This is a genomic window from Bordetella parapertussis, assembly GCF_020735925.1.
GTDB lineage: Bacteria > Pseudomonadota > Gammaproteobacteria > Burkholderiales > Burkholderiaceae_B > Bordetella > Bordetella pertussis.
The window spans coordinates 4,133,346-4,157,671 of the sequence record NZ_CP085971.1 but is presented as its reverse complement, the minus strand read 5'-3'; the positions used below and the strand labels follow the sequence as shown (position 1 = coordinate 4,157,671).

31 protein-coding genes are annotated in these 24,326 nt (G+C 67.6%); 2 read left to right on the top strand and 29 right to left on the bottom strand.

The window, feature by feature from the left end:
• Nucleotides 1-5: 5 nt before the first annotated feature.
• Both LK409_RS19645 and petA read right to left on the bottom strand, forming a co-directional pair.
• Nucleotides 6-1,388, bottom strand: coding sequence for a cytochrome b (locus tag LK409_RS19645; RefSeq protein ID WP_010929476.1), 1,383 nt, complete (start codon nucleotides 1,386-1,388; stop codon nucleotides 6-8).
• 64 nt (nucleotides 1,389-1,452) lie between these two features.
• Nucleotides 1,453-2,094, bottom strand: coding sequence for a ubiquinol-cytochrome c reductase iron-sulfur subunit (gene petA, locus LK409_RS19640; RefSeq protein ID WP_003815815.1), 642 nt, complete (start codon nucleotides 2,092-2,094; stop codon nucleotides 1,453-1,455).
• A gap of 139 nt (nucleotides 2,095-2,233) precedes the next feature.
• Between petA and mscL the strand changes: the two genes are divergently transcribed.
• Nucleotides 2,234-2,692: a large conductance mechanosensitive channel protein MscL gene (mscL, locus tag LK409_RS19635; RefSeq protein ID WP_010929475.1), complete on the top strand. Its 459-nt coding sequence runs from the start codon at nucleotides 2,234-2,236 to the stop codon at nucleotides 2,690-2,692.
• A gap of 24 nt (nucleotides 2,693-2,716) precedes the next feature.
• Here mscL and LK409_RS19630 read toward each other — a convergent pair whose 3' ends face one another.
• Nucleotides 2,717-3,493 carry a Nif3-like dinuclear metal center hexameric protein gene (locus LK409_RS19630; protein ID WP_010927226.1) on the bottom strand — a complete coding sequence of 259 codons (777 nt, stop codon included), beginning with the start codon at nucleotides 3,491-3,493 and terminating at the stop codon, nucleotides 2,717-2,719.
• 53 nt (nucleotides 3,494-3,546) lie between these two features.
• Between LK409_RS19630 and LK409_RS19625 the strand changes: the two genes are divergently transcribed.
• Nucleotides 3,547-4,662, top strand: coding sequence for a S1C family serine protease (locus LK409_RS19625; RefSeq protein ID WP_003815812.1), 1,116 nt, complete (start codon nucleotides 3,547-3,549; stop codon nucleotides 4,660-4,662).
• A 10-nt stretch (nucleotides 4,663-4,672) separates the two neighbouring features.
• On the opposite strand, the gene LK409_RS19620 is transcribed toward LK409_RS19625, so the two are convergent.
• The 26 genes from LK409_RS19620 to LK409_RS19495 all read right to left on the bottom strand — a co-directional run bounded on the left by LK409_RS19620 (nucleotide 4,673) and on the right by LK409_RS19495 (nucleotide 24,318).
• Complete coding sequence (locus LK409_RS19620; protein WP_010929474.1) at nucleotides 4,673-5,029, bottom strand: helix-turn-helix domain-containing protein; 357 nt, start codon at nucleotides 5,027-5,029, stop codon at nucleotides 4,673-4,675.
• 77 nt (nucleotides 5,030-5,106) lie between these two features.
• The gene (gene tatC / locus LK409_RS19615; protein WP_003815810.1) at nucleotides 5,107-5,907 is read right to left on the bottom strand and encodes a twin-arginine translocase subunit TatC; all 801 of its coding nucleotides are present in this window, start codon (nucleotides 5,905-5,907) and stop codon (nucleotides 5,107-5,109) included.
• Nucleotides 5,904-6,359 carry a Sec-independent protein translocase protein TatB gene (tatB, locus tag LK409_RS19610; protein WP_010929473.1) on the bottom strand — a complete coding sequence of 152 codons (456 nt, stop codon included), beginning with the start codon at nucleotides 6,357-6,359 and terminating at the stop codon, nucleotides 5,904-5,906. The genes tatC and tatB overlap by 4 nt, the downstream gene beginning before the upstream one ends.
• A 72-nt stretch (nucleotides 6,360-6,431) precedes the next feature.
• Nucleotides 6,432-6,659 carry a Sec-independent protein translocase subunit TatA gene (tatA, locus tag LK409_RS19605; protein WP_003815808.1) on the bottom strand — a complete coding sequence of 76 codons (228 nt, stop codon included), beginning with the start codon at nucleotides 6,657-6,659 and terminating at the stop codon, nucleotides 6,432-6,434.
• Between the two features lie 15 nt (nucleotides 6,660-6,674).
• Entirely contained in the window at nucleotides 6,675-7,043 is a 369-nt protein-coding gene (locus tag LK409_RS19600; protein ID WP_010929472.1) for a histidine triad nucleotide-binding protein, read from the bottom strand.
• A 14-nt stretch (nucleotides 7,044-7,057) separates the two neighbouring features.
• Nucleotides 7,058-7,405 (bottom strand): phosphoribosyl-ATP diphosphatase, encoded by a 348-nt coding sequence (locus LK409_RS19595; RefSeq protein WP_003815805.1) that lies wholly within the window; start codon nucleotides 7,403-7,405, stop codon nucleotides 7,058-7,060.
• Entirely contained in the window at nucleotides 7,402-7,806 is a 405-nt protein-coding gene (gene hisI / locus LK409_RS19590; protein WP_003815804.1) for a phosphoribosyl-AMP cyclohydrolase, read from the bottom strand. The genes LK409_RS19595 and hisI overlap by 4 nt, the downstream gene beginning before the upstream one ends.
• On the bottom strand, nucleotides 7,803-8,612 hold the full coding sequence (gene hisF / locus LK409_RS19585) for an imidazole glycerol phosphate synthase subunit HisF (protein WP_010929471.1): 810 nt from the start codon (nucleotides 8,610-8,612) through the stop codon (nucleotides 7,803-7,805). The genes hisI and hisF overlap by 4 nt, the downstream gene beginning before the upstream one ends.
• A complete protein-coding gene (gene hisA / locus LK409_RS19580; protein ID WP_010927224.1) occupies nucleotides 8,609-9,349 on the bottom strand; it encodes a 1-(5-phosphoribosyl)-5-[(5-phosphoribosylamino)methylideneamino]imidazole-4-carboxamide isomerase in 741 nt (246 codons plus the stop codon). Before hisA ends, hisF begins: the two co-directional genes overlap by 4 nt.
• 63 nt (nucleotides 9,350-9,412) lie before the next feature.
• Nucleotides 9,413-10,090 carry an imidazole glycerol phosphate synthase subunit HisH gene (gene hisH, locus LK409_RS19575; protein ID WP_003815798.1) on the bottom strand — a complete coding sequence of 226 codons (678 nt, stop codon included), beginning with the start codon at nucleotides 10,088-10,090 and terminating at the stop codon, nucleotides 9,413-9,415.
• A 31-nt stretch (nucleotides 10,091-10,121) separates the two neighbouring features.
• Nucleotides 10,122-10,709: an imidazoleglycerol-phosphate dehydratase HisB gene (hisB, locus tag LK409_RS19570; protein WP_003815795.1), complete on the bottom strand. Its 588-nt coding sequence runs from the start codon at nucleotides 10,707-10,709 to the stop codon at nucleotides 10,122-10,124.
• Between the two features lies 1 nt (nucleotide 10,710).
• A complete protein-coding gene (gene hisC, locus LK409_RS19565) occupies nucleotides 10,711-11,808 on the bottom strand; it encodes a histidinol-phosphate transaminase (RefSeq protein ID WP_010929470.1) in 1,098 nt (365 codons plus the stop codon).
• Nucleotides 11,805-13,109, bottom strand: coding sequence for a histidinol dehydrogenase (hisD, locus tag LK409_RS19560; protein WP_010931641.1), 1,305 nt, complete (start codon nucleotides 13,107-13,109; stop codon nucleotides 11,805-11,807). Before hisD ends, hisC begins: the two co-directional genes overlap by 4 nt.
• 50 nt (nucleotides 13,110-13,159) lie before the next feature.
• Nucleotides 13,160-13,831 (bottom strand): ATP phosphoribosyltransferase, encoded by a 672-nt coding sequence (gene hisG / locus LK409_RS19555; RefSeq protein ID WP_003815789.1) that lies wholly within the window; start codon nucleotides 13,829-13,831, stop codon nucleotides 13,160-13,162.
• Nucleotides 13,828-15,096, bottom strand: a complete 1,269-nt coding sequence (gene murA / locus LK409_RS19550) for a UDP-N-acetylglucosamine 1-carboxyvinyltransferase (protein ID WP_010929469.1) — start codon at nucleotides 15,094-15,096, stop codon at nucleotides 13,828-13,830. The genes hisG and murA overlap by 4 nt, the downstream gene beginning before the upstream one ends.
• Complete coding sequence (locus LK409_RS19545; RefSeq protein WP_023853613.1) at nucleotides 15,096-15,341, bottom strand: BolA family protein; 246 nt, start codon at nucleotides 15,339-15,341, stop codon at nucleotides 15,096-15,098. Before LK409_RS19545 ends, murA begins: the two co-directional genes overlap by 1 nt.
• Before the next feature lie 5 nt (nucleotides 15,342-15,346).
• The gene (locus tag LK409_RS19540) at nucleotides 15,347-16,162 is read right to left on the bottom strand and encodes an ABC transporter permease (RefSeq protein ID WP_010929468.1); all 816 of its coding nucleotides are present in this window, start codon (nucleotides 16,160-16,162) and stop codon (nucleotides 15,347-15,349) included.
• A complete protein-coding gene (locus LK409_RS19535) occupies nucleotides 16,159-16,971 on the bottom strand; it encodes an ABC transporter ATP-binding protein (RefSeq protein WP_033446832.1) in 813 nt (270 codons plus the stop codon). The genes LK409_RS19540 and LK409_RS19535 overlap by 4 nt, the downstream gene beginning before the upstream one ends.
• Before the next feature lie 104 nt (nucleotides 16,972-17,075).
• A complete protein-coding gene (locus LK409_RS19530) occupies nucleotides 17,076-17,699 on the bottom strand; it encodes an MlaC/ttg2D family ABC transporter substrate-binding protein (protein ID WP_003815780.1) in 624 nt (207 codons plus the stop codon).
• A gap of 33 nt (nucleotides 17,700-17,732) precedes the next feature.
• Nucleotides 17,733-18,512 carry an MlaA family lipoprotein gene (locus LK409_RS19525; protein ID WP_033448904.1) on the bottom strand — a complete coding sequence of 260 codons (780 nt, stop codon included), beginning with the start codon at nucleotides 18,510-18,512 and terminating at the stop codon, nucleotides 17,733-17,735.
• Nucleotides 18,513-18,611: 99 nt separating this feature from the next.
• The gene (gene mlaD, locus LK409_RS19520) at nucleotides 18,612-19,118 is read right to left on the bottom strand and encodes an outer membrane lipid asymmetry maintenance protein MlaD (protein ID WP_010929466.1); all 507 of its coding nucleotides are present in this window, start codon (nucleotides 19,116-19,118) and stop codon (nucleotides 18,612-18,614) included.
• A 12-nt stretch (nucleotides 19,119-19,130) separates the two neighbouring features.
• Nucleotides 19,131-19,916: a lipid asymmetry maintenance ABC transporter permease subunit MlaE gene (gene mlaE, locus LK409_RS19515; protein WP_003815775.1), complete on the bottom strand. Its 786-nt coding sequence runs from the start codon at nucleotides 19,914-19,916 to the stop codon at nucleotides 19,131-19,133.
• Nucleotides 19,913-20,749: an ABC transporter ATP-binding protein gene (locus LK409_RS19510; protein ID WP_010931636.1), complete on the bottom strand. Its 837-nt coding sequence runs from the start codon at nucleotides 20,747-20,749 to the stop codon at nucleotides 19,913-19,915. Before LK409_RS19510 ends, mlaE begins: the two co-directional genes overlap by 4 nt.
• A gap of 154 nt (nucleotides 20,750-20,903) precedes the next feature.
• A complete protein-coding gene (locus tag LK409_RS19505; protein WP_010929465.1) occupies nucleotides 20,904-21,887 on the bottom strand; it encodes a Bug family tripartite tricarboxylate transporter substrate binding protein in 984 nt (327 codons plus the stop codon).
• A gap of 81 nt (nucleotides 21,888-21,968) precedes the next feature.
• Nucleotides 21,969-22,607 (bottom strand): OmpW/AlkL family protein, encoded by a 639-nt coding sequence (locus tag LK409_RS19500; RefSeq protein WP_003815769.1) that lies wholly within the window; start codon nucleotides 22,605-22,607, stop codon nucleotides 21,969-21,971.
• A gap of 244 nt (nucleotides 22,608-22,851) precedes the next feature.
• Nucleotides 22,852-24,318, bottom strand: coding sequence for a glutamate synthase subunit beta (locus LK409_RS19495; protein WP_010929464.1), 1,467 nt, complete (start codon nucleotides 24,316-24,318; stop codon nucleotides 22,852-22,854).
• Nucleotides 24,319-24,326: the final 8 nt, after the last annotated feature.

Sequence of the window (24,326 nt, the reverse complement as noted above, 5' to 3'; positions counted from 1 at the left end):
TTGGCTCAGTGGGCATGGAACGTCACGCGGTCGGGGACGGGCTTGAACGTGCCAAGCCGGCTCCAGACGGGCATGAGGAAGAAGAAGCCCAGATAGATCAGCGTGCCGATCTGCGAGGTCAGGTTGAACGCATCGCTAGGCGGTTGCGTACCCAGATAGCCCAACACCAGGAAGTTGACGATGAAAATGCCGTACAGCCACTTGTGCCAGGTCGGCCGGTAGCGGATCGACTTGACCGGGAAGTGGTCCAGCCAGGGCAGGAAGAACAGGATCACGACCGCGCCGCCCATGGCCACCACGCCCCAGAACTTGGCGTCGATGGTGCGCAGCAGGACCGCGACCACCACCAGGATGACCGGCGCCACGATGCGCATGGCGCCCTTGGCGCGCAGCAGCAGCGCGATGGCGCCCAGGATGGCCGCGCCGGCCAGCACCCAGGTGAACACGTCGGTGGTGGCGCGCAGCATCGAGTAGAACGGCGTGAAATACCATACCGGGGCGATGTGCGGCGGCGTCTTGAGCGGATCGGCCGGGAGGAAGTTGTTGTATTCCAGGAAGTACCCGCCCATCTCGGGGCCGAAGAACACGATGGCCGCGAAGATGATCAGGAAGCCCGCCACGCCCATGATGTCGTGCACCGTGTAGAACGGGTGGAACGGGATGCCGTCCTTGGGGCGGCCGTACTTGTCCTTGGGGCCCTTCTTGATCTCGACGCCGTCGGGGTTGTTCGAGCCGACCTCGTGCAGCGCCACCAGGTGGGCGGCCACCAGGCCGATCAGCACCAGCGGGATGGCGATGACGTGGAACGAGAAGAAGCGGTTCAGGGTGGCGTCGGACACGACGTAGTCGCCGCGGATCCAGATCGACAGTTCCGGGCCGATGAACGGGATGGCCGAGAACAGGTTCACGATCACCTGGGCGCCCCAGTACGACATCTGGCCCCAGGGCAGCAGATAGCCGAAGAAGGCCTCGCCCATCAGACAGAGGAAGATGGCCACGCCGAAGATCCACACCAGCTCGCGCGGCTTGCGGTACGAGCCGTAGAACAGGCCGCGCAGCATGTGCAGGTAGACCACCACGAAGAACATCGAGGCGCCGGTGGAGTGCATGTAGCGCACCAGCCAGCCCCACGGGACTTCGCGCATGATGTATTCAACCGACTGGAACGCGCGTTCGGCATCGGGCTTGTAATGCATGACCAGGAAAATGCCGGTCACGATCTGGATCACCAGCACCAGCAGTGCCAGGGAGCCAAAGAAATACCAGAAATTGAAATTCTTCGGGGCGTAGTACTCGGACAGATGCGCCTTCCAGGTGGAGGTCACCGGGAAGCGCTGGTCCAGCCAGCCCAACAAGCCTGTCGTCTCGACGGTTTTCTCGCCAGCCATGAAACGGCTCCTTCTCTTTATACGTGGCGTATTCTGCGTAGGTCAGGATAAGGCGACGCGGGCGTCAGGCCTTGTTGTCTTCGTCGACACCGACAATGATGCGGGTGTCGCTCAGGTACTGGTACGGCGGAACTTCCAGATTGTCCGGCGCGGGCTTGTCCTTGTAGACGCGGCCGGCCATGTCGAACGTGGAACCGTGGCAGGGGCACAGGAAGCCGCCTTGCCAGTTGCCGGGCATGCCTGCCCCGCCACCCGTTTCGAAATGCGCCGTGGGCGAACAGCCCAGGTGCGTGCAGATGCCGACACAGACAAAGAGCTCGGGTTTGCGCGAGCGGTACTCGTTCTTGGCGTAGGCCGGCGTGAAGCCGGGACGCTCGGAATTGGGGTCGGCCATCAGGCCGTCCTGCGACTTGATGCCCTTGAGCTGGTCATCGGTCCGGCGAATGATCCAGACCGGCTTGCCGCGCCACTCGACGGTGCGCATCTGGCCCGGCGCCAGGTCGCCCACGTCGACTTCGACCGGCGCGCCTGCGGCGCGGGCTTTCTCGGACGGTGCAAAGGTACTCACGAACGGCACTGCGGTCGCGACGCCGGCAACGCCGCCCACGGCACAGGCCGTTGTTACCCAAAAACGGCGCGATGGGTCAGGTGGCAGGTTGGGGTCAACTGCGCCATCATCATCGTGCACCAGCGTATCCTGACTCATCTTTCTATCCTTGTTGATGCGCCCTTTCTACATGTAGGATCGGGCTTGCAGCATCCGGTTTTGTGGGAACATGTAACAACATAGCAACCGCGTATTATAGCGCCTGCCTAATGCCGGGCATGTTACTTAAGGAGTACGCATGAGCAAAGCCACGGGTTTTATCAAAGAATTTCGCGATTTCGCGGTCAAGGGCAATGCGATCGATCTGGCCGTCGGTGTGATCATCGGCGCGGCGTTCGGCAAGATTGTCGACTCGCTGGTCAAGGATGTGGTGATGCCCCTGGTCAACTTCATCCTGGGTGGCTCGGTCGATTTCTCCAACAAATTCCTGGTGCTGTCGATGCCCGACGGCTATACCGGCCCGATGATGTACGCCGACCTGACCAAGGCCGGCGCCAACGTCCTGGCCTGGGGCAACTTCATTACCATCATCATCAACTTCGTCCTGCTGGCGTTCGTGATCTTCTGGATGGTCAAGGCCATCTATTCCGCCCGCCGCAAGGAAGAGGCCGCGCCGGAAGCGCCCGCCGCGCCGCCGGAAGATGTCACCGTGCTGCGTGAGATCCGCGACCTGCTCAAGGACAAGCAGGGGTCGTGACGGCATGCGCGGCGGGACGGCCATTCAGACCGGGTTGTCGATATCGATGAATTCGACCCGGATGCCGAACTGTCGCGCCACGGCTTCGCCCAGCGCTTGCACGCCATAGCGTTCGGTGGCGTGGTGCCCTGCTCCCACGAACGCCACGCCCGTCTCGCGCGCCAGGTGCACGGTGGATTCGGACGCCTCGCCGGTGATGTACGCATCGGCGCCGGCGTCCACGGCATCGGCCAGCATGCCCTGCGCGCCGCCGGTGCACCAGGCCACCCGCCGTACAGGGCGGTCCGGCTCGCCCACCACCAGCGGCGTGCGGCCCAGCCGCTCGGCCACGCGCTGCTGCAGTTGCGCCACGGTCTGCACGCCGGGCGCGCTGCCCAGCCACACCAGGTTGTCGGCGCCACAGGTGCGCGGCGCGCCGTCCGGGCCGGTTTCGGCCTGCAGGCCCAGCACGCGCGCCAGCTGGGCGTTGTTGCCCCATTGCGGGTGGGCATCCAGCGGCAGGTGATAGGCCAGCAGGTTCAGTTCGTGGCCCAGCGCCAGCGCCAGGCGGGTGCGGCGCGGGCCGAGCACGCGGCGGTCCTCGTTGCGCCAGAACCAGCCGTGGTGCACCAGCACCGCGTCGGCGCCGCGCTCGATCGCCGCGCGCAAAAGCGCCTCGGAGGCCGTCACGCCGGTGATAATGTGCGCGATCTCGGCCTTGCCTTCGACCTGCAGCCCGTTGGGACAATAGTCCTTGAATCGCGCCGCTTGCAGCGCGCCGTCCAGCCAGTCGGCCAGCTCGCGGATATGGATCGTTTTCATTACTCGCCCTATCGAAAATCATGCGCCGTCTTTGGCTGATATTTGCTCAGGCCGTGACAGTCAGTCTGGCCATTTTATTCGTCGTCACCACCCTGCGCCCCGATTGGCTGCGGCTGTCGGGTCCGGCGCCGGCCACGCGCGCGCCCGCGGCGGCCGCGTCCGGCCAGGCAGGGGCGTCGTATGCCGACGCGGTGGCGCGCGCCGCGCCGGCGGTGGTCAACGTATACACCACCAAGCATGTCAACGTGCCGCTGGTGCCGCTGCCCGACGATCCCGTGCTGCGCCAGCTGTTCGGCCAGGTGCCCGGCCTGAGCCGCCGCGAGGCGTCCACCAGCCTGGGCTCGGGGGTGATCGTCAGCGCCGAGGGCTATGTGCTGACCAACTATCACGTCGTCGAAGCCGCCGACGCCATCGAGGTGGCCCTGGCCGACGGGCGCCAGGCGGCGGCCAAGGTGGTGGGCGCGGATCCGGAGACCGACCTGGCGGTGCTCAAGCTGGCGGGCAAGCTGGGCGAGCTGCCGGTCGCGACCTTTGCCGACAAGCGCGCGCCGCGGGTGGGCGACGTGGTGCTGGCCATCGGCAACCCGTTCGGCGTGGGCCAGACCACTACGCAGGGCATCGTGTCGGCGCTGGGGCGCAATGGCCTGGGTATCAATACCTATGAGAATTTCATCCAGACCGACGCGGCGATCAATCCCGGCAATTCGGGCGGCGCGCTGATCGACGCCCATGGCGACCTGGTCGGCATCAATACGGCCATTTACTCCGAGACCGGCGGCTCGCTGGGCATAGGCTTCGCCATCCCGGTCGACAGCGCGCGCCGCGTGATGGAAGACATCGTGCGCACGGGCGCCGTGCGGCGCGGCTGGTTCGGCATCGAGCCGCAGGACATGACGCCCGAACTGGCGCGGGCCTTCCAGCTGCCGCGCGAGGCGCGCGGCGTGATTATCGCGGGCGTCATGCGCGACGGGCCGGCGGGCAAGGCCGGCATGCGGGTGGGCGACATCGTGCAGGCGCTCAACGGCGCGCCGGTGATCGACACGCGTGGCCTGCTGGGCCAGATTGCGTCGCTGCAGCCCGGCCAGCAGGCGGTGGCCAGCGTGCTGCGCGCCGGCAAGCCGGTGGAGCTGAAGGTGACGGTAGGCGTGCGTCCCAGCCGGCCACGCTGAGCCGGGCCGGCTAGCCGCGGTCCGTGCCGGCCGCCGCCAGCCGCACGACGGCCAGCACATGGCGGCGCGCGGGACGCGGCAGCCGCGCCCACAGCGATTGCAGCTCGGCCAGGCTGCCGTCGGGGGCGGCCGGCGCGGGCCCGGGCGCGGCGCTGGTGCCGAGCATGCCGTCGCTGAGCCAGGGTACGGTGGTGTGCAGCGCGCGCGCCAGCCGCTCCAGCGTGGCGCGGGTGGGCGCATAGGCGTCGCCGCGGGCCAGGATGCGGTGAATGGTGGATTGCGGCACGCCGGAAATGCGCGCCAATTGGTTCTGGCTGGAAATTCCGCGCCATCGCATCAAGGCGCGCAGACGGTCTGCTTGGCTCATGCCGGCAATGTAGGCATGCCGGGCGGCCGCGGCAAGCGTGAAACCGTCTACTTTTTCACGAGCACGGCCGGTCCGTCTCAGTGCCGCTCGGTCAGGGCCTGGTCGTCTTCGGATTCTTCCTCGCCGCGGCGTCTGGGCGTGACCAGGCGCGCGCACAGCAGGCCTACCTCGTACAGCAGGCACAGCGGCACGGCCAGCATGAACTGGCTGACCACGTCGGGCGGGGTGACCACGGCCGCGATGACGAAGGCGCCCACCACGACGTAGCCGCGCGCGGCGCGCAGCTTGGCCACTTCGACGATGCCGGTCTTGACCAGCAGCACCACGGCCACCGGAACCTCGAACGTGATGCCGAAGGCCATGAACATCGTCATGACGAAGCTGAGATAGGCCTCGATGTCGGGCGCCGGCGTGATCGACTGCGGCGCGAACGTGGCGATGAAGTGAAAGACCGTGCGGAACACGAAGAAATAGCAGAACGCCATGCCGATGATGAACAGCAGCGTGCTGGAGAGGATCAGCGGCAGCGCCAGGCGCTTCTCGTGCTTGTACAGGCCGGGGGCGACGAAGGCCCAGGCCTGGTACAGCACCACCGGCAGGGCCACCACGAAGGCGGCCATCATGGTGACCTTGACGGGCACCATGAACGGCGTGATGACGCCGGTGGCGATCATGCGGGTGCCTTCGGGCAGCGAAGCCAGCATGGGCTGGGCCAGCACGTCGTAGATGGCCGAGGCGCCGGGATACAGGAACAGCACGATGAATACGGCGACCACGGCGCCAGCGGCCTTGAGCAGGCGGCTGCGCAGTTCGACCAGGTGCGAGATGAAGCTGTCCTGCTGCTGGTCGGGATTGTCGTTGGAGGCGTCCTGGCTCACGTTGCGCTACCGGTAGGCGGGGTCTTGTCGGCGGGCGTGGCCGCCGCGGGAGGCGCGATGCTGCGCGTGTCGGTGTCGGTGTCGGTGTCGCTGGCGACGGCGGGCGCGGGTTCGGCCGGGGCGTCGGCGCCGTTGACGGCCTTGGAGGCGTCGCGGGCGGTGTCGTCGAGCTCCGCGCGCAGCGCCTGGGTGCTGTCGCGCAGCGTATCCTCGGTCTCGCGCAAGGAAGTCTGCATCGACCGCGCGGTCTCGTCCATTTCGTCCTTGAACTTGCGCAGTTCGTCGAGTTCGATCTCGCGCCGGATATCGGACTTCACGTCATTGACATAGCGCTGCGCCCGGCCCAGGAGATGGCCGATGGTGCGCGCCACCTTGGGCAGGCGTTCGGGGCCGATGACGACCAGCGCAATGACGCCGATCACCATCAGCTCTGTGAAGCTGACATCAAACATGCGGCTGCCGCTTGTAAGAACTGGAACGATAGGAAAGGACCGGCGCCGTCATGGGCCGGTCCCGGGCCGGGACTAGGAGTTGCTTTTCTCTTTGGCCTGCACGTCGATGGTGTCGTCGGACACGCGTTGCTGCGTGACCTGATCGGCCGGCTTGTCGGCGCTGGCGTCCTTCATGCCTTCCTTGAAGCCCTTGACGGCGCTTCCCAGGTCCGAGCCGACGTTGCGCAGTTTCTTGGTGCCGAACACCAGCGCGATGATGACCAGGACAATCAACCAATGCCAGATACTGAAGCTACCCATGACGGTTCTCCGAAATTATGCGGCGGGAGCCACGCGGCCTTTCCAGGGACGCGGACCACCCAGAATATGGAAATGCAGATGCGGTACTTCCTGGCCGCCTTCGGCCCCGGAATTGGCCATCAGGCGAAAGCCCCCGTCGGGGCCGGGGTTGCAGCCGTTGCCGGCCGCCAGGCGCGACGCCAGTACAGTCATTCTACCCAACCAGTCGGCGTCGCCCTCGGCGATGTCCTGCAGCGACACGACGTGGCGGCGCGGGATCAGCAGCAGGTGCACCGGCGCGGCCGGGTTGATGTCGTGGAAGGCGACGAATTCGTCATCCTCGAACACTTTCTTGGCCGGGATTTCGCCGCGGGCGATCTTGCAGAAGATACAGTTGTCGCTCATGTCAGGTTCCGTGCTCAGTCTCGCGGCCGCCGGGCCTTTTCCTCGAGGCCGGACAATCCCTCGCGGCGCGCCAGCTCGGCCAGTACGTCCTCGGGTCGCAGATTGTAATGGGTCAAGGCTACCAGACAGTGGAACCAGAGATCAGCGGTTTCACTAATGATGCGGTCGGGCTGGCCGTCCTTGGCCGCCATGACCAGCTCGGTGGCTTCTTCGCCGATCTTCTTCAGGAAGGCGTCGGGCGCCTTGGACAGCAGCTTCGCGACGTAGGACGACTGCGGATCGCCGCCGGCCTCGGGGCGGCGCGTGGCCAGGGTATCGGCGATGCGCGACAGGATGTCGTCGCCGGCGGTCGGGGTGGTCATTTGTAGATCAGCTCCGGGTCTTTCAGCACCGGGTCGATGGTGATCCACTCGGCCTGGCTGGCGGTCCCTTCGAGGCGGCGGTAGAAGCAGCTGGCGCGCCCGGTGTGGCAGGCGATGCCGCCGTTCTGGTGAACCTTCAGCAGGATGACGTCGCCGTCGCAGTCCAGCCGCAGTTCGTGCACGTCCTGGGCATGGCCGGACTCTTCGCCCTTGCGCCACAGGCGCTGGCGCGAGCGCGACCAGTACACGGCGCGCCCGGTGGCGGCCGTCTCGGCCAGCGCTTCGCGGTTCATCCAGGCGACCATCAGGATCTGGCCGGTTTCGGCATCCTGGGCGATGGCCGGGATCAGGCCGTTCTCGTCGAAGACGACCTCGGCCATCCAGGTGGGTTCGGTATTCATGTCAGTCTCACGGCAATGCCGCGCTCGGCCATGTACTGCTTGCACTCGCGCACGGTGTGTTGGCCGAAGTGGAAGATGCTGGCGGCCAGCACGGCGCTGGCGCGGCCGGTGGTCACGCCATCGGCCAGGTGCTGCAGGTTGCCCACGCCGCCCGAGGCGATGACGGGCACGGGTACGGCATCGGAGACGGCGCGGGTGAGCTCCAGGTCGAAGCCCGATTTGGTGCCGTCGCGGTCCATGCTGGTCAGCAGGATTTCGCCGGCGCCATAGGCGGCCATGCGGCGCGCCCAGGCCACGGCGTCCAGCCCGGTGGCCTTGCGGCCGCCGTGCGTGAAGACTTCCCAGCGGGCCGGTTCGCCCTCGGCCGAGCTGCGGCGCGCGTCGATGGCGACCACGATGCATTGCGAGCCATGGTAGTCGGCCGCCGCGCGCACCAGCTCGGGGTTGGCGACCGCCGCGCTGTTGATGCTGATCTTGTCGGCGCCGGCATTGAGCAGGCGCTGTACATCGGAGACCTGGCGCACGCCGCCGCCCACCGTCAGGGGAATGAAGACCTGCGAGGCCACCTGCTCGATGATGGGCAGGATGAGGTCGTGCCCGTCGCTGGTGGCGGTGATGTCGAGGAAGGTGAGCTCGTCGGCGCCCTGCTCGTTGTAGCGGCGCGCGATCTCGACCGGATCGCCGGCATCGGTGAGGTTGACGAAGTTCACGCCCTTGACGACGCGGCCGGCGGTCACGTCGAGGCAGGGGATGATGCGGCGCGTCAGCGTGCTGGCGCCGGCGGCGGCAATGCGGCTGGCATTCATTTGGCGAGTTCGTCGGCGCGGGCCTGGGCAGCCTGGAAGTCGAGCGCGCCTTCGTAGATGCTGCGGCCCAGGATGGCGCCTTCCACGCCGTCGTCCTCGACCGCGCACAGGGCTTCGATATCGGACAGGCCGGCAATGCCGCCGGAGGCGAACACCGGGATGCGCACGTGCTGCGCCAGCCGCACCGTGGCGTCGACGTTCACGCCCGAGAGCATGCCGTCGCGGCCGATGTCGGTGTAGATGATGGCTTCACAGCCATAGTCCTCGAACTTCTTGGCCAGGTCGAGCACGTCGTGGCGCGTCAGCTTGCTCCAGCCGTCGGTGGCGACCTTGCCGTCGCGGGCGTCCAGGCCGACGATGATCTGGCCGGGAAACGCGCCGCAGGCGTCCTGCAGGAACCCCGGGTTCTTGACCGCGGCCGTGCCGATGATCACGTACGAGATGCCGGCGTCCAGGTAGCGCTCGATGGTGTCCAGGTCGCGGATGCCACCGCCGATCTGCACCGGGATGTCGTCGCCGACGGCCTGCAGGATGGCCTTGATCGGCGCTTCGTTCTTGGGCTTGCCCGCGACGGCGCCGTTCAGGTCGACCAGGTGCAGCCGGCGGGCGCCCAGGTCGAGCCAGTGGCTTGCCATGGCGGCGGGGTCTTCGGAGAACACCGTAGCATCGTCCAGGTCACCCTGGCGCAGGCGCACACAGCGCCCGTCTTTGAGATCGATGGCGGGGATCAGCAGCATGGTGGATAGCGAGCGTTGAAAAAGTCGTTGGAAATATCGGCCCAAGGCCGTCGCGACAGGCGTTTACGGTTGCCAGTCTACAAAATTGCGGTACAGGCGCAAACCGTGCTCGGCGCTCTTCTCGGGGTGGAACTGCACCGCGAAAATGTTAGCGGCCGCCACGGCGCAGGTAAAGGCGACCCCGTAATCGGTGACGCCGGTGGTCAGGGCCGGATCGGATGGAGCCGCATAATAACTGTGCACGAAATAGAAATGCGTGCCGTCCGGGATGCCCTCCCACAATGCATGGGAGCGCGTTTGCCGCACTTGGTTCCAGCCCATGTGCGGGACTTTCAGGCGTTCCCGCGCGGCAGCGGGGGGCGCCGCGGCGGCTTGGTCGGCGGCGACCGGGTCGGCGAACTGCGGGCCGGCGAAGCGGCGCACCTCGCCCGGGAAGATGCCCAGGCACGGCGTATCGCCTTCCTCGCTGCGCTCGAACAGCATCTGCTCGCCCACGCACACGCCCATCAGCGGCTTGCTGGCGGCGGCGCGCTCGACCGCGGCGCGCAGGCCGGATTCGTTCAGCGTGCGCATGCAGTCGGGCATGGCGCCCTGGCCGGGGAAGACGACGCGGTCGGCCGCGTCGATCTGCTCGGGGCGGTTACAGATCCGGATGTCGGCGTCGGGCGCGGCATGTTGCAGCGCGCGGGCGACGGAATGGAAGTTGCCCATTCCGTAATCGACAATGGCAATGGTGCTCACGAGTGTGTCTGCCTGGTGCGGGTACGGGGCGTTACAGCACGCCCTTGGTGGACGGCACGGCATCGCCCATGCGGGGATCGACCTCCAGGGCCATGCGCAGCGCGCGGCCGAAGGCCTTGAACACCGTTTCGCATTGGTGGTGGGCGTTGAAGCCGCGCAGGTTGTCGATGTGCAGGGTCATCAGGGCGTGATTGACCAGGCCCTGGAAGAACTCCCGGGTCAGGTCCACATCGAAGTCGCCGATGCGCGCGCGCGTGAAGTCGATGTGGTACTCGAGGCCCGGACGGCCCGAGAAATCGATCACCACGCGCGACAGCGCCTCGTCCAGCGGCACGTAGGCGTGGCCGTAGCGGCGCAGGCCGGCCTTGCTGCCGACCGCCTTGGCGATGGCCATGCCCAGCGTGATGCCGACGTCCTCGACCGTGTGGTGGGCGTCGATGTGCAGGTCGCCGTCGGCCTTGATGTCCAGGTCGATCAGGCCATGGCGGGCGATCTGGTCCAGCATGTGGTCCAGGAACGGCACGCCGGTGTCGATGGTCTGCTTGCCGGTGCCATCCAGGTTGACGGCCACGCGGATGCGCGTTTCATTGGTGTTGCGGGTAATTTCAGCGGTACGCATGTTAAGCACTCAGGATGTCTTGCAGCGCTGACAGGACCGCCGCGTTCTCGGTAGGCGTGCCTACGGAGATACGCAGGCAGTCGGCCAGCAGCGGGTGAGCATTCGAGAAGTTTCTAACCAGTATTTTGCGCGTTTTCAGCGCAAGATGCACGGCGTTGCCGTCCAGCTTGCCGCAAAAGCGCGCAAGTACGAAGTTGCCGGCGCTCGGAAACACGGTGACGCCGGGCAATGCGGCCAGGCCGTCGGCCAGCGGCTGGCGGTCGGCGTGCAGGCGGTCGGCCTGCGCGTCGAGTACCGGCTTGTGGCGCAATACTGCCGCCAGCACCGCCTGGCTGAGCACGTCCATGTTGTAGGGGGGACGCACTTTGTCGAATTCGGCGATCCACGCCGGATGGCCGGCCAGGTAGCCGAAACGCAGGCCGGCCAGGCCGATCTTGGATACGGTGCGCATCACGACGGCGTTGGGCTCGTCCATGATGCGCGGCATCCAGGTGTGCCCCGCGAACGGCTGGTAGGCCTCGTCCAGCACCACCAGGCCGGGGGCGGCGTCCAGGATGGCGCGCACCGCCGCGTCGGGCCACAGGCCGCCGGTGGGATTGTTGGGCAGCGCCAGGAACACGACCTTGGGCTGGTGCGCCTCGATGGCGGCCAGGGTGGCCGGCAGGTCCAGCTCCAGCCCGGCGGTCAGCGGCACGCCGACGAAACGGGCGTGCGACAGGCGCGCCGCCATGTCGAAATACACGAAAGAAGGCCAGGGCGACAGCACCGTGTCGCCGGGCTCGCAACAGGCCTGGATGATCAGGTGGATGAGTTCGTCCGAGCCGTTGCCGAACAGCAGGCCTGCCTGGGCCGGTACCTCGAACGCCTGGCGCACCTGGGCCTGCAGCGCCGGGTTGGCGGCGGCCGGATAGCGGTTGAGCGGCGTCTCGCGGGCGGCCCGGGCGATATCGTCGCGCACCTCGGCGGGCAGCTCGTACGGGCATTCCATCGCGTCCAGCTTGATACAGCCGGCGGCATCGGCCACCGGATAAGCGGTCAGCGCCCGGATGTCGGCCCGCACGGCGCGGGCGATGCGCTCGGGCGCCGCGACGCCGGTCATGGCTGGTCGAGCCGGTACTGGGCGCTGGCGGCGTGGGCCTGCAGGCCTTCGCCCAGGGCCAGTTCGGCGGCGATGCGCCCCAGCGTCTGGGCGCCCTCGCGCGAGACCTGGATCAGGCTGGAGCGCTTCTGGAAGTCGTACACGCCCAGCGGCGACGAGAAGCGCGCCGTGCGCGAGGTCGGCAGGACGTGGTTGGGGCCGGCGCAGTAGTCGCCCAGCGCCTCCGAGCTGTAGCGGCCCATGAAGATCGCGCCCGCGTGGCGGATCAGGGCGGTCCAGCGCTGCGGCTGCTCGGTGGAGATCTCCAGGTGTTCGGGGGCGATGTCGTTGGCGATGGCGCAGGCCTCTTCGAGGTCGCGCACCAGGATGAGCGCGCCGCGGTTGGCCAGGCTGACGCGCAGGATGTCGGCGCGCGGCATGCCCGGCAGCAGGCGTTCGATGGCGGCCTCGACCTCGGCCAGGAAGGCGGCGTCGGGACAGAGCAGGATGGACTGGGCCAGTTCGTCGTGCTCGGCCTGCGAGAACAGGTCCATGGCGATCCAGTCGGCCGGCGTCTTGCCGTCGCAGATCACCAGGATTTCGCTCGGGCCGGCGATCATGTCGATGCCGACGGTGCCGAAGACGCGCCGCTTGGCGGCGGCGACATAGGCGTTGCCCGGGCCGACGATCTTGTCGACCGCCGGCACCGTGGCGGTGCCGTAGGCCAGCGCGCCGACGGCCTGGGCGCCGCCGATGGCGAAGGCGCGGTCCACGCCGGCGATGGCGGCGGCGGCCAGCACGATGGGGTTGCGCACGCCGTCCGGCGTGGGCGTGACCATGATCAGCTCGGGCACGCCGGCAACCTTGGCCGGAATGGCGTTCATCAGCACCGACGACGGATAGGCGGCCTTGCCGCCGGGCACGTACAGGCCGACGCGGTCCAGCGCCGTGATCTGCTGGCCCAGCATGGTGCCGTCGGCCTCGGTGTAGGTCCAGGTCTCGCCGCGCTGGCGCTCGTGATAGGCGCGCACGCGCGCGGCGGCGGCTTCCAGCGCCTGGCGCTGGGCGGCCGGCAGCGAATCCAGCGCCGCATGCCAATCGGCCTGGGGGATTTCCAGGGCCGTGGCGTCGTCGACGGCCAGGCGGTCGAAGCGCTGGGTGTATTCGAGCAGCGCGGCGTCGCCGCGGCGGCGCACGTCGGCCAGGATGCCGGCGGCGGCCTGGTCGATGGATTCGTCCTGCTCGGCCTCGAAGGCCAGCAATTGGGACAGGGCGGTTTTGAACCCGGGATCGCGGGAGTCGAGACGATTGATCAAGGCCATGGCGTCATGGTACTGCAAGGAAGGCCGCCCGCCGGCGCGGGCGGCGGGGTTCAGGCGATGCGTTCGCTGGCGCGCCGGAAGGCGTCGATGAGCGGCTGCAGGCGCGCGCCGCGCGTCTTGAGCGCGGCCTGGTTGACGATCAGGCGCGAGGAGATCGGCATGACGTCCTCGACCGCCGCCAGGCCGTTGGCGCGCAGCGTGCCGCCGGTCGAGACCAGGTCGACGATGGCGTCGGCCAGGCCGACCAGCGGGGCCAGCTCCATCGAGCCATACAGCTTGATGATGTCGACGTGCACGCCCTTGGCGGCGAAGTGCTCGCGCGCCGACTGCACGTACTTGGTGGCCACGCGCAGGCGCGCGCCCTGGTGCACGGCCGCCTGGTAGTCGAAGTCCTGGCGCACCGCCACGCACAGGCGGCATTTGGCGATGTTCAGGTCGATGGGCTGGTACAGGCGCCCCGATTGCTGGGCGGCGTGCTCGATCAGCACGTCCTTGCCGGCGATGCCCAGGTCGGCCGCCCCGTACTGCACGTACGTAGGCACGTCGGAGGCACGCACGATGATCAGGCGCAGGCCCGGGTCGCTGGTCGGCAGGATCAGCTTGCGCGAGCTTTCCGGGTTCTCGGGGACCTCGATGCCGGCTTCGGCCAGCAGCGGCATGGTTTCTTCGAAGATGCGGCCCTTGGACAGGGCCAGCGTCAGGGGGGCGGCGGCGGGGCTCATGCCGTTTCCTTGCCAGTTACGCGTTGAATGCTCGCGCCCAGGGCGCGCAGTTTGACTTCCATCCGATCGTAACCGCGATCGAGATGGTAGATGCGGTCGACCAGGGTCTCGCCCTCGGCGGCCAGGCCGGCGATCACCAGGCTGGCCGAGGCGCGCAGGTCGGTGGCCATGACGGTGGCGCCGGACAGCCGGGCGACCCCGCGCACGACGGCGGTATGGCCGTCGATGTCGATGTCGGCGCCCAGGCGGCACAGCTCCTGCACATGCATGTAGCGGTTCTCGAAGATGTTCTCGACGATGACGGCGGTGCCGTCGGCGACCGTGTCCAGCGCCATCAGCTGGGCCTGCATGTCGGTGGCGAAACCGGGATACTCGTGCGTGCGCGCGCCGACGGCGCAGGGGCGGCCGTGCATGGCGCCGCGGATCCAGTCCGGCCCGGTTTCGATGGTCAGGCCGGCCTCGACCAGCTTGTCCAGCGTGGCGCCCATGGTGTCGGGCGCGGCGCCGCGCAGCGTGATGTCGCCGCCTGCCGCGCCTACCGCGCACAGGAAGGTGCCGGCCTCGATGCGGTCGGCAATGACGTCGTGGCGCGCGCCGTGCAGCCGCGCGACGCCATCGACGACGATGCGGTCGGTGCCGTGGCCCTGGATGCGCGCGCCCATCTTGATGAGCAGCTCGGCCAGGTCGACCACTTCGGGTTCGCGCGCGGCATTTTCCAGCACGGTCTGGCCTTCGGCCAGCACCGCCGCCATCAGCAGGTTCTCGGTGCCGGTGACGGTGACCATGTCGGTGCGGATCGAGGCGCCCTTCAGGCGCGTGGCGCGCGCCACCACGAAGCCGTGCTCGATCTCGATCTCGGCGCCCAGCGCCGCCAGCCCCTTGATGTGCTGGTCGACCGGCCGCTGGCCGATCGCGCAGCCGCCCGGCAGGCTGACGCGGGCCTGGCCGAAGCGGGCCAGCAGCGGGCCCAGCACCAGGATCGAGGCGCGCATGGTCTTGACCAGCTCGTACGGCGCTTCCAGGTTGTCGACCTGGTCGGCCTGCAGGGTGACGGTGCCGTCGCCGGCGCGTTCGGCGCGCACGCCCATGCGGCCCAGCAGGCGCAGCGTGGTCGAGGTGTCGTTCAGTTGCGGCACATTGCCCAGCACGAGCGGCTCGGCGGTGAGCAGGCTGGCGCACAGGATGGGCAGGGCCGCGTTCTTGGCGCCCGAGACGGTGACTTCCCCACGCAGGGGCGAGCCGCCGGTGATGCGCAGTTTGTCCATCAGCTTCCTGCCTTGGCGTACTCGGCGGGGGTCAGCGTGCGCATCGACAGCGCATGGATCTCCGCCTTCATGCGATCGCCCAGCGCGGCGTAGACCAGCTGGTGGCGCGCGATCAGGCGCTTGCCCTCGAAGGCGGCGCTGACGATCACCGCGTCGAAGTGCGAGCCGTCGCCCTGCACGTCGAGGTGTTCGCACGGGAGTCCGTCGGCAATGTACTGGCGGACCTGCTCGGGGGTGGGAAGCATGGACATCAGTTCCTGAGTTTGTAGCCGCTGCCCAGCAGGCGCAGCGCGTAGAGCGACAACACGACGAAGACGCCGGCCACGACCGCCAGGCTATGCCATGGCGACACATCGGACACCGAGAAGAAGCCGTAACGGAAGCCGTCGATCGTGTAGAAAATGGGGTTCCAGTGCGACACCGCCTGCCAGAACGGCGGCAGGGTGTGAATGGAATAGAACACGCCGGACAGGAAGGTGGCGGGCATGATCAGGAAGTTCTGAAAGGCGGCGAGCTGGTCGAATTTCTCGGACCACAGCCCGGCGATCAGGCCCAGCACGCCCATGATGCCGCAGGCCAGCATCGCGAACAGCAGCACCCAGGCCAGGTTCTGCGGCGGCAGCGGGATGAAGAACAGCGCCACGATCCACACGCACAGCTCGACCGCCATGCCGCGAACCACCGCCGCCAGCACGTAGGCGGCGAAAATCTCGCGGTGAGACAGCGGCGGCAGCAGCATGAACACCAGGTTGCCGGTGACGCGGCTCTGGATCAGCGACGAGGACGGGTTGGCGAAGGCGTTCTGCAGCATGCTCATCATCATGAGGCCGGGGATCAGGAACGCGGTGTACGGCACGCTGCCATAGACCACCAGGCGTCCTTCCAGCACATGGGCGAACACCAGCAGGTACAGCAAGGCGGTAATGACCGGCGCGGCGATGGTCTGGAAGCTGACTTTCCAGAAACGCAGCAGCTCCTTGCGCAGCAGGGTCGGAAAGCCCGAGCCGGCGTCCAGGCGCGGCTGTACCAGGGGGCGGCTGGCGGCGGAGGTATCGGACTGGCTCACGATGCGGCCTCTTCCGGGTTCAGGGCGCGCGGCTCGGCCGGGTCGTCCTGGTGCATGATGCGCACGAACGCGTCTTCGAGATCCACGCCGCCGACCCGCGCCAGCAGCGCCTGCGTGGTGTCCAGGGCGACGATGCGTCCCCCTTTGAGCATGGCGATGCGCGTACAGAGCGCTTCGGCCTCTTCGAGGTAGTGCGTGGTCAGCATGATGGTGTGGCCGGCCTTGTTCAGGCGCGAAATGAACTCCCACAGGGTGCGGCGCAGGTCCACGTCCACGCCGGCGGTCGGCTCGTCCAGCACGATGACCGGGGGGCGGTGCACCAGGGCCTGCGCCACCAGCACGCGGCGCTTCATGCCGCCCGACAGCGCGCGCATGTTGGTATCGGCCTTGTCGGCCAGGCCCAGGTTGAACAGGATTTCGTCGATCCAGTCGTCGTTGCGGCGCAGGCCGAAATAGCCGGACTGGATACGCAGCGTCTCGCGCACGGTGAAGAACGGGTCGTAGACCAGCTCCTGCGGCACCACGCCCAGGGCCCGGCGGGCGGTCTTGTAGTCGGCCACGACGTCGTAGCCGCACACGCTGGCGCGGCCGGTGGTGGCGTGCGCCAGGCCGGCCAGGATCGAGATCAGGGTGGTCTTGCCGGCGCCGTTGGGGCCGAGCAGGCCGAAGAACTCGCCGTGCTCGATCTGCAGGCTGACATCGTTGAGCGCCTGGAAGCCCGGGGCGGCCGGCTGGCCGAAAAGCTGCTTCCAGCCGCGCCGGCGCGGCTGGTAGATTTTTGAGACGTGTTCGAGGCTGACGGCTGACATAAAGCGGGAAGTGCCCGGAAAAAAGAGCGAATTCCCCATTATAGAGGGGGCCTCGCCGTTGCCGGGCAATGTCCCTGGCCAGCCGGGGTTTTGCCGTCGCGGCCTTACTGGTTGCGCTGGTTCAGCGCCTGGATCAGGCCGTCGATCCCGTTCTGGTTGATCTGCTGGGCGAACTGGTTGCGATAGTTCTCGATCAGCCAGATGCCCTCGACGTTCATGTCGTAGATGCGCCAGCCCTGCGGCGTCTTCTCGAGGCGGTAGTCGACCTGTACCGGCTGGCTGTTGCTCTGGCTGATCAGCGAACGGACCACGACGTCGTCGGCGTTGGGGTCGCCGCGAAACGGCAGCAGCTTGATGGTGGTGCCGTTGTCGACCTTGGTGAGCGCGCCGCTGTAGGTCCGCACCAGGGTGCCGCGAAACGCCTTGGCCAGCTCGGCCTTCTGGGTGTCGGTCGCCTGGCGCCAGTAGCGGCCGGCCGCCAGGCGGGTGGTTTTCTGGAAATTCACGAACGGCAGGATATGCGCGTCGACGACCTGGTTGATGTGCGCCAGGTTGCCGGCCTTGACGTTCTGGTCGCTCTTGAGGATGTCGATGGTCTGGGTGGCCGCGTCGAGCACGAACTTGTCGGGCGGGCCCATGGGGTCGGGCGCGGCCTGGGCGCCGGCGGCCAGGGCCAGGGCGCCGGCGAGGAACAGTCGATGCAGCAGCGAAACGATGGAAAAACGCATGAAATCTCCTTGCGAATCGGGCGGTGGCCGGCCTTACTGCGGCTGGGCGGCCGGCGCGGCGGGGGCCGCGTCGTCATCGCCCTCGTCTTCATAGGTGGGCAGCGTGTCGTCGCCCGTCTTGGTGCCGCGCACCATGGCGGCGCGGCGCTGCAGGTAGGCGTCGCGCACGAAGCTGTAGGGATCCAGCGCCACGCGGTCTACGGTGTCGGTGGTATCGAGCAGGCTGGCGCGCAGGTCGACGGCCTCCAGGCCCCACAGCGAGTTGCGCAGCGGCACGTTGTCGATCGCGCCGATGGTCGCGCCCTGGTTGCCGGTCCAGTCGCCGATCAGGCCGACGCCGTCGCGCAGGCTGCTGGCGCCCCAGATCGGCAGCACCAGGTACGGCCCCTGGCCGAAGCCCCAGACGCCCAGCGTCACGCCGAAGTCATTGGGGATCTTGCGCGCCCCGGTGGTCGACGCGACGTCGAAGCAGCCGCCGATCCCCATGGTGGTATTGAACAGGAAGCGGCCGATCGTGTTGACGAAATCGTGCCCGCGGCCTTGCAGGAAGCTGTTGGTGGCCGACCACAGGTCGCCCACGTTGCTGAACATATTGTGCACGCAGCTGCGCACCGGCTGCGGGGTGACGAAGGTATAGGCCTGGGCCACCGGCTTGAACAGCGCGCGGTCGACCGTGTCGTTGAACTTGTAGACGCCTCGGTTGAAGCCTTCCCAGGGATCGCGCGGATCGGGGTTCTTGGGCGCTGCGCAGCCGGCCAGCAGGACGCCTGCGGCGGCGATGGTGGCGATTCGAGCGGCAGAGTGCTTCGTCATGGCAAGGTCAACCTGTGGGGGCAACGCAACGGTGCCCGTTGTTGTTCTGGGCGCGGCGCCGGCTGCGATAGGCCGGCGCCCGCGGGTCTGTGTCAGCGATTATTGCTGAGGTTTGGGTTCCGCGCCCGTTTCCGGCGCTGCGCTGGAGCCCTGTTTCTCGGCGGTACCGTACAGGAACTGGCTGATCAGTTGTTCCAATACCACGGCGCTCTGGGTATAGCGGATCTTGCCGCCCTCGGCGAAATCCTCTTCCTCGCCGCCCGGCGCCAGGCCGACATATTGCTCGCCCAGCAGGCCCGAGGTCAGAATGGCGGCCGACGAATCGGTGGGGAATCGGTAGGCGGTTTCCAGGTCAAAGGTTACAACAGCCTGGAAGGTTTTGTCGTCGAAGGCAATCCTGGAAACCCGTCCGACCACCACGCCGGCGCTCTTGACCGGCGCGCGCACCTTCAGCCCGCCGATGTTGTCGAAATTGGCAGTCAGCTGATAGGTGGGCGCGAAGGAGAAGGTGCTGAGGTTGCCCGCGCGCAGCGCCAGGAACAGCAAGGCGGCCGCGCCCAGCAGCACGAAAAGCCCTACCCAGAAATCGGTTTTTTCTCGTGGCATGATGAATCCGTATCAATTGCCAAACATCAGGGCGGTGAGGATGAAGTCCAGTCCAAGGACGGCCAGCGAGCCGACCACCACCGTGCGGGTGGTGGCGCGGCCCACGCCTTCGGGCGTCGGCCGGGCCTGCCAGCCTTCGTAAAGCGCCACCAGGGTGACGGTCACGCCGAACACGAGGCTCTTGATCACGCCGTTGAGCACGTCGTCCAGCACATCCACGCCATTTTGCATCTGCGACCAGAAGGCGCCGGCGTCCACGCCTATCATCAGCACCCCGACGATCCAGCCGCCCAGGATGCCGACCATGGAAAACACCGCCGCCAGCACCGGCATGGCGATGATGCCGCCCCAGAAGCGCGGCACCAGCACGCGGCGCATCGGGTCCACGGCCATGACTTCCATGGCCGAGAGTTGCTCGCCGGCCTTCATGAGGCCGATTTCGGCCGTCAGCGAGGTGCCGGCGCGGCCGGCGAACAGCAGCGCCGTGACCACCGGCCCCAGCTCGCGGACCAGCGACAGCGCCACCAGCAGGCCCAGCGCCTCTTCGGAACCGTAGCGGTTGAGGGTGTAGTAGCCCTGCAGGCCCAGCACGAAGCCCACGAACAGGCCCGAGACCGCGATGATCAGCAGCGAATAGTTGCCGATGAAGTGAACCTGCTGCGACACCAGGCCGGGGCGGCGCACGGCGATGCCGCTGCGCGCCAGCAGCGCGCCCAGGAACCGCGTGAAATAGCCGATGCCGCCGATCTGGCCGCGCACCCAGCCGCCCAGGCCGCTCAGCGCCTTGTGCGCGCTCATGGCTTGCGTCCTTCTTGTTGTGCGAGCCAGGCACGGAAGGCCGGCGTTTCCGGATACTGGAACGCCACCGGCCCGTCCGGCTCGCCGTTCAGGAATTGTTTGACGTAGGGGTCTTGCGAGGCCGCGAGCTGCTGCGGCGTGCCGGCCGCGGCCAGCCGGCCCTGCCCGACCAGGTAGACCTGGTCGGCGATCGCGAAGGATTCCTGCACGTCGTGGGTGATCAGCACGGTGGCGCAGCCGAGGCGGTCGGCCAGGCTGCGGATCAGGCGCGCGGTGATGCCCATGGAAATCGGATCCAGCCCGGCAAACGGCTCGTCGTACAGGATGAGTTCGGGCTCCAGCACCACGGCGCGGGCCAGCGCCACCCGGCGCGCCATGCCGCCGGAGATTTCGGCCACCCGCAGGTGGGCGGCGGTGCGCAGGCCCACCGCGTCCAGCTTGTCGAGCACGCGCGCGGTGAGTTCCGCCTCGTCCAGCGCGGTGTGCTCGCGCAGCGGGAAGGCGACGTTCTCGAAGACGTTGAGGTCGGTGAACAGGGCCCCTTGCTGGAACAGCACGCCCATGCGCTTGCGCAGGGATTGCAGGCCGTCCTGGCTGACGCTGCCGACATCGGTGCCGAAGGCCTGGACCGAGCCGCGCTGGGCGACGATCTGGCCGGTGGCCGCGCGCAGCAGCGTCGTCTTGCCGGACCCGGAGCCGCCCATCACCGCCACGACCTGCCCAGCGTGCACCTGCATGGAGATGCCGTCCAGCACCGTGAAGTCGCCATAACCGAGCGCTACGTCTTCCAGGGACAGGGCGAGTTCCGAGCTATTGCGGGTATGAACGGGCATAGGCAGGGGTAAAAGGTTGGGGGCCGCCCACGGGCGGCCCGCGCCGGGCGAAACGGCCATTGTATCGCGAGCGCAATGGTCGCCGGCCGTTGGTGCGCAAATGGGAAAGTGAAGTCCGCCTATGGGTCAATATAATCAGGGACGCATCTATCCTTCATTGCAGCGAGATATTGCCCGCCTTGATGACCTTGGCCCATTTTTCCGTCTCGGACTTGATGAAAGCGCCAAATTCTTCAGGCGTTCCTCCGCCTGCCTGACTGCCGATATCGGCAATTGCCTTCACCATCTCGGGATCTTTCAGGATCTTATTGAACTCGGCGTTTAAGCGGGCAATGATGGGAGCCGGCGTGCCGGCCGGTGCGACGATGCCCTGCCAGTTGTAGGACTCGAAGCCCGGCAGCCCGGATTCGGCCATGGTGGGCACATCCGGCAGGACGTCCAGCCGCTTGAGCGAGGTGACCGCGATGGGATGGACTTTCTTGCTCTGGATGGACGGCAGCGCCGAATAGCCCATTTCGAACATCATGGTGATGTGGCCGCCCATCAGGTCGGTGGCCGCCAGGCTGCCGCCCTTATAGGGGACATGGACGATATCGATGCCGGCCTGCTCGCGGAACATCTCGCCGGACAGATGGTGCGCGCCGCCCACGCCGGACGAGCCGAAGGTCAGCTTGCCCGGTTCCTGCCGGGCCAGCGCGATCAGGTCCTGCAGGTTCTTGACCGGCAGCGTGTTGTGCACGCTGAGTACCAGCGGGCTGTTCTCGATCAGCACGACCGGGGCCAGGTCTTTCTGCGCATCGTAGGGGATGGCGGGCATGAGCGTGGGGTTGACCGCCATCGGCGCCAGGTTCCCGGTGCCGATGGTGTAACCGTCGGGAGCGGCCTTGGCGACCAGGTTGGTGCCGATGACGCCGCCGGCGCCGGCCTTGTTCTCGACCACGATGCTCTGCTGCAGCGATTCGCCCAGCTTGCGGGCCAGCAGGCGCACGCGCGTGTCGGCGAATCCGCCCGGGGCGTACGGCACGATCAGGGTGATGGGCTTGGAGGGCCAGCTGTCGGCCTGGGCGCGGGCCGGGCCGGCGGCGGCCAGCGTGGCGGCGGCGAGCAGCGCCGCGGCGAGGGGGCGGAAGGATTTCATGCGCGGGCTCCTCGTTGGTCTCATGGTCGCGTGAATCCCGCATTATGCCTTGCGCCCCTGCCGGCCCGGGGGGCGGGCGCCTCAGAAGCGGTAGCCCACCGCCACGGTGGCGACCCACGGGTCGATGCGGGCGGTGCCGATGCGCTGGCCGTCCAGTTTGACCTTGGACGAAATGTCGATGTAGCGCAGGTCCGCGTTGAGGAACCAGCGCTCGTTCAGCTTGACGTCCACCCCCAGCTGTCCCGCCAGGCCCCAGGAATCGCCCAGCCTGAGGTCCGAGCCCTCCAGCGCGCCGTGGGTCTTGGTGTCGAAGAAGGTGGTGTAGTTCAGGCCGACGCCGACATACGGCTGCACCGTGCTGTCCGGCAGGAAGTGCCATTGCACGCTGAGCGTGGGCGGCAGTTGCTTGGTGCTGGCGATGCGGCCCAGGCCGCTGCCGCGGATATCGTGTTCGAAAGGCCAGGCCGCCAGCAGTTCGATGCCGATGTTGCGGGTGGCCATGTAAGTGACGGTGAACGACGGCCGGACACTATTGTTGGCGTCGAGGTCCACCGACCCGTTCAGGACGCTGCCGTTGTTCGATTTGGGGCGGACCTGCGAGGCGCCGACCTTGAGCAGCCAGTCGCCGGCCTCGTGGGCCCGGGCCGGCGCGGCCAGCAGGCCGGCGGCGAGCAGTGCGGCGCCAAGGGTGGCGCGGCCCTGCCGGTAAAGCGTGTACATGCACGATCTCCATCTGCGTTGAGTGTGTGGAAATCGTGACAGTTCGGCCGCGCCGGCAGCTTGACCCAGGTCAAGCGGGCCGGACCGCGCGCACGGGTTGTTTGCGGTACGTCAAGGGATCGGACTACCTGTCCGCGCATGGTGACCGGCGTCTGCGCGTGTGCCTGTCCCCGCTGGGACAGGCACTCTTGCCGCAGGTGCCGCTCCCACGCGGGACAGGCACCCCGCCGGGACAGGCTCCCGTTCAACGCGGCAGCTCGGATGCGCCCATCAGGTACTCGTCGACCGAGCGCGCGCACTGGCGCCCTTCGCGTATGGCCCAGACGACCAGCGACTGGCCGCGCCGCATGTCGCCGGCGGCGAACACCTTGTCGACATTGGTTCGGTAATCGTCGGTGTTGGCGCGCACGTTGCCACGCGCGTCGCGGTCCACGCCGAACGCGTCGAGCACCGTGGCCACCGGCGAGACAAAGCCTATGGCCAGCAGGACGAGGTCGGCCGGGATTTCGAATTCCGAGTCTTCGACCTCGCGCATCTTCATCTGGCCGGTGGCTTCGTCCTTGAACCACTCGACGCGCACGCCGACCAGCTTCTCGACCTGGCCGTCGCTGCCGGCCAACGCCTTGGTGGCCACCGACCAGTCGCGCTCGCAGCCTTCATCGTGCGAGGACGAGGTGCGCAGCTTGAGCGGCCAGTACGGCCAGACCATGGGCTTGTCCTCGCATTCGGGCGGCTGGGGCAGCAGTTCGAATTGCGTGACCGAGGCCGCGCCGTGGCGGTTGCTGGTTCCGACGCAGTCCGACCCGGTGTCGCCGCCGCCGATCACGACCACGTGCTTGTCCTTGGCCAGCGTCTGGCCGCTCAGGCGATCGCCGGCGACGGCCTTGTTCTGCTGGCGCAGGAAGTCCATGGCGTAGTACACGCTGGACAGCTCGCGGCCCGGCACCGGCAGGTCGCGTGGGGTTTCCGAGCCGCCGGTCATGACGACGGCGTCGAAGTCCGCCAGCAGCGACTGCGGCGTACGCACCGTCAGCCCATCGGCGGCGGCGTCATCCGGGTTGCCGATGTAGGTCGAGGGAGCGAATTCCACGCCCTCGGCTTCCATCTGCGCGATGCGGCGGTCGATCTGCGACTTCTCCAGCTTGAAGTCGGGAATGCCGTAACGCAGCAGCCCGCCGATGCGATCGCTTTTCTCGAACAGGGTGACCGAATGGCCGGCGCGCGCCAGCTGCTGCGAGCAGGCCAGCCCGGCGGGGCCCGAGCCCACCACGGCAACCTTTTTGCCGGTCTTGCGCACCGGTACCTGCGGCGTCACCCAGCCCTCGGCCCAGCCCTTGTCGATGATGGCGTGCTCGATCGACTTGATGCCGACGGCGTCGCTGTTGATGTTCAGCGTACAGGCGGCCTCGCACGGCGCGGGGCAGATGCGGCCGGTGAATTCGGGGAAGTTGTTGGTCGAGTGCAGGACGTCCAGCGCGCGGCGCCAGTCCTGCCGGTAGACCAGGTCGTTCCAGTCGGGGATGATGTTGTTGACCGGACAGCCGTTGCTGCAGAACGGGATGCCGCAGTCCATGCAGCGCGCCGCCTGTTGCTTGGCCTGTTCGTCGTTCAGGTGCAGGACGAACTCGCGCCAGTGCTTGAGGCGCTTCTGCGGGGCCTCGGCGGCCTCCTGCAGGCGCTGGAATTCCATAAAGCCAGTGATCTTTCCCATGCTAATCC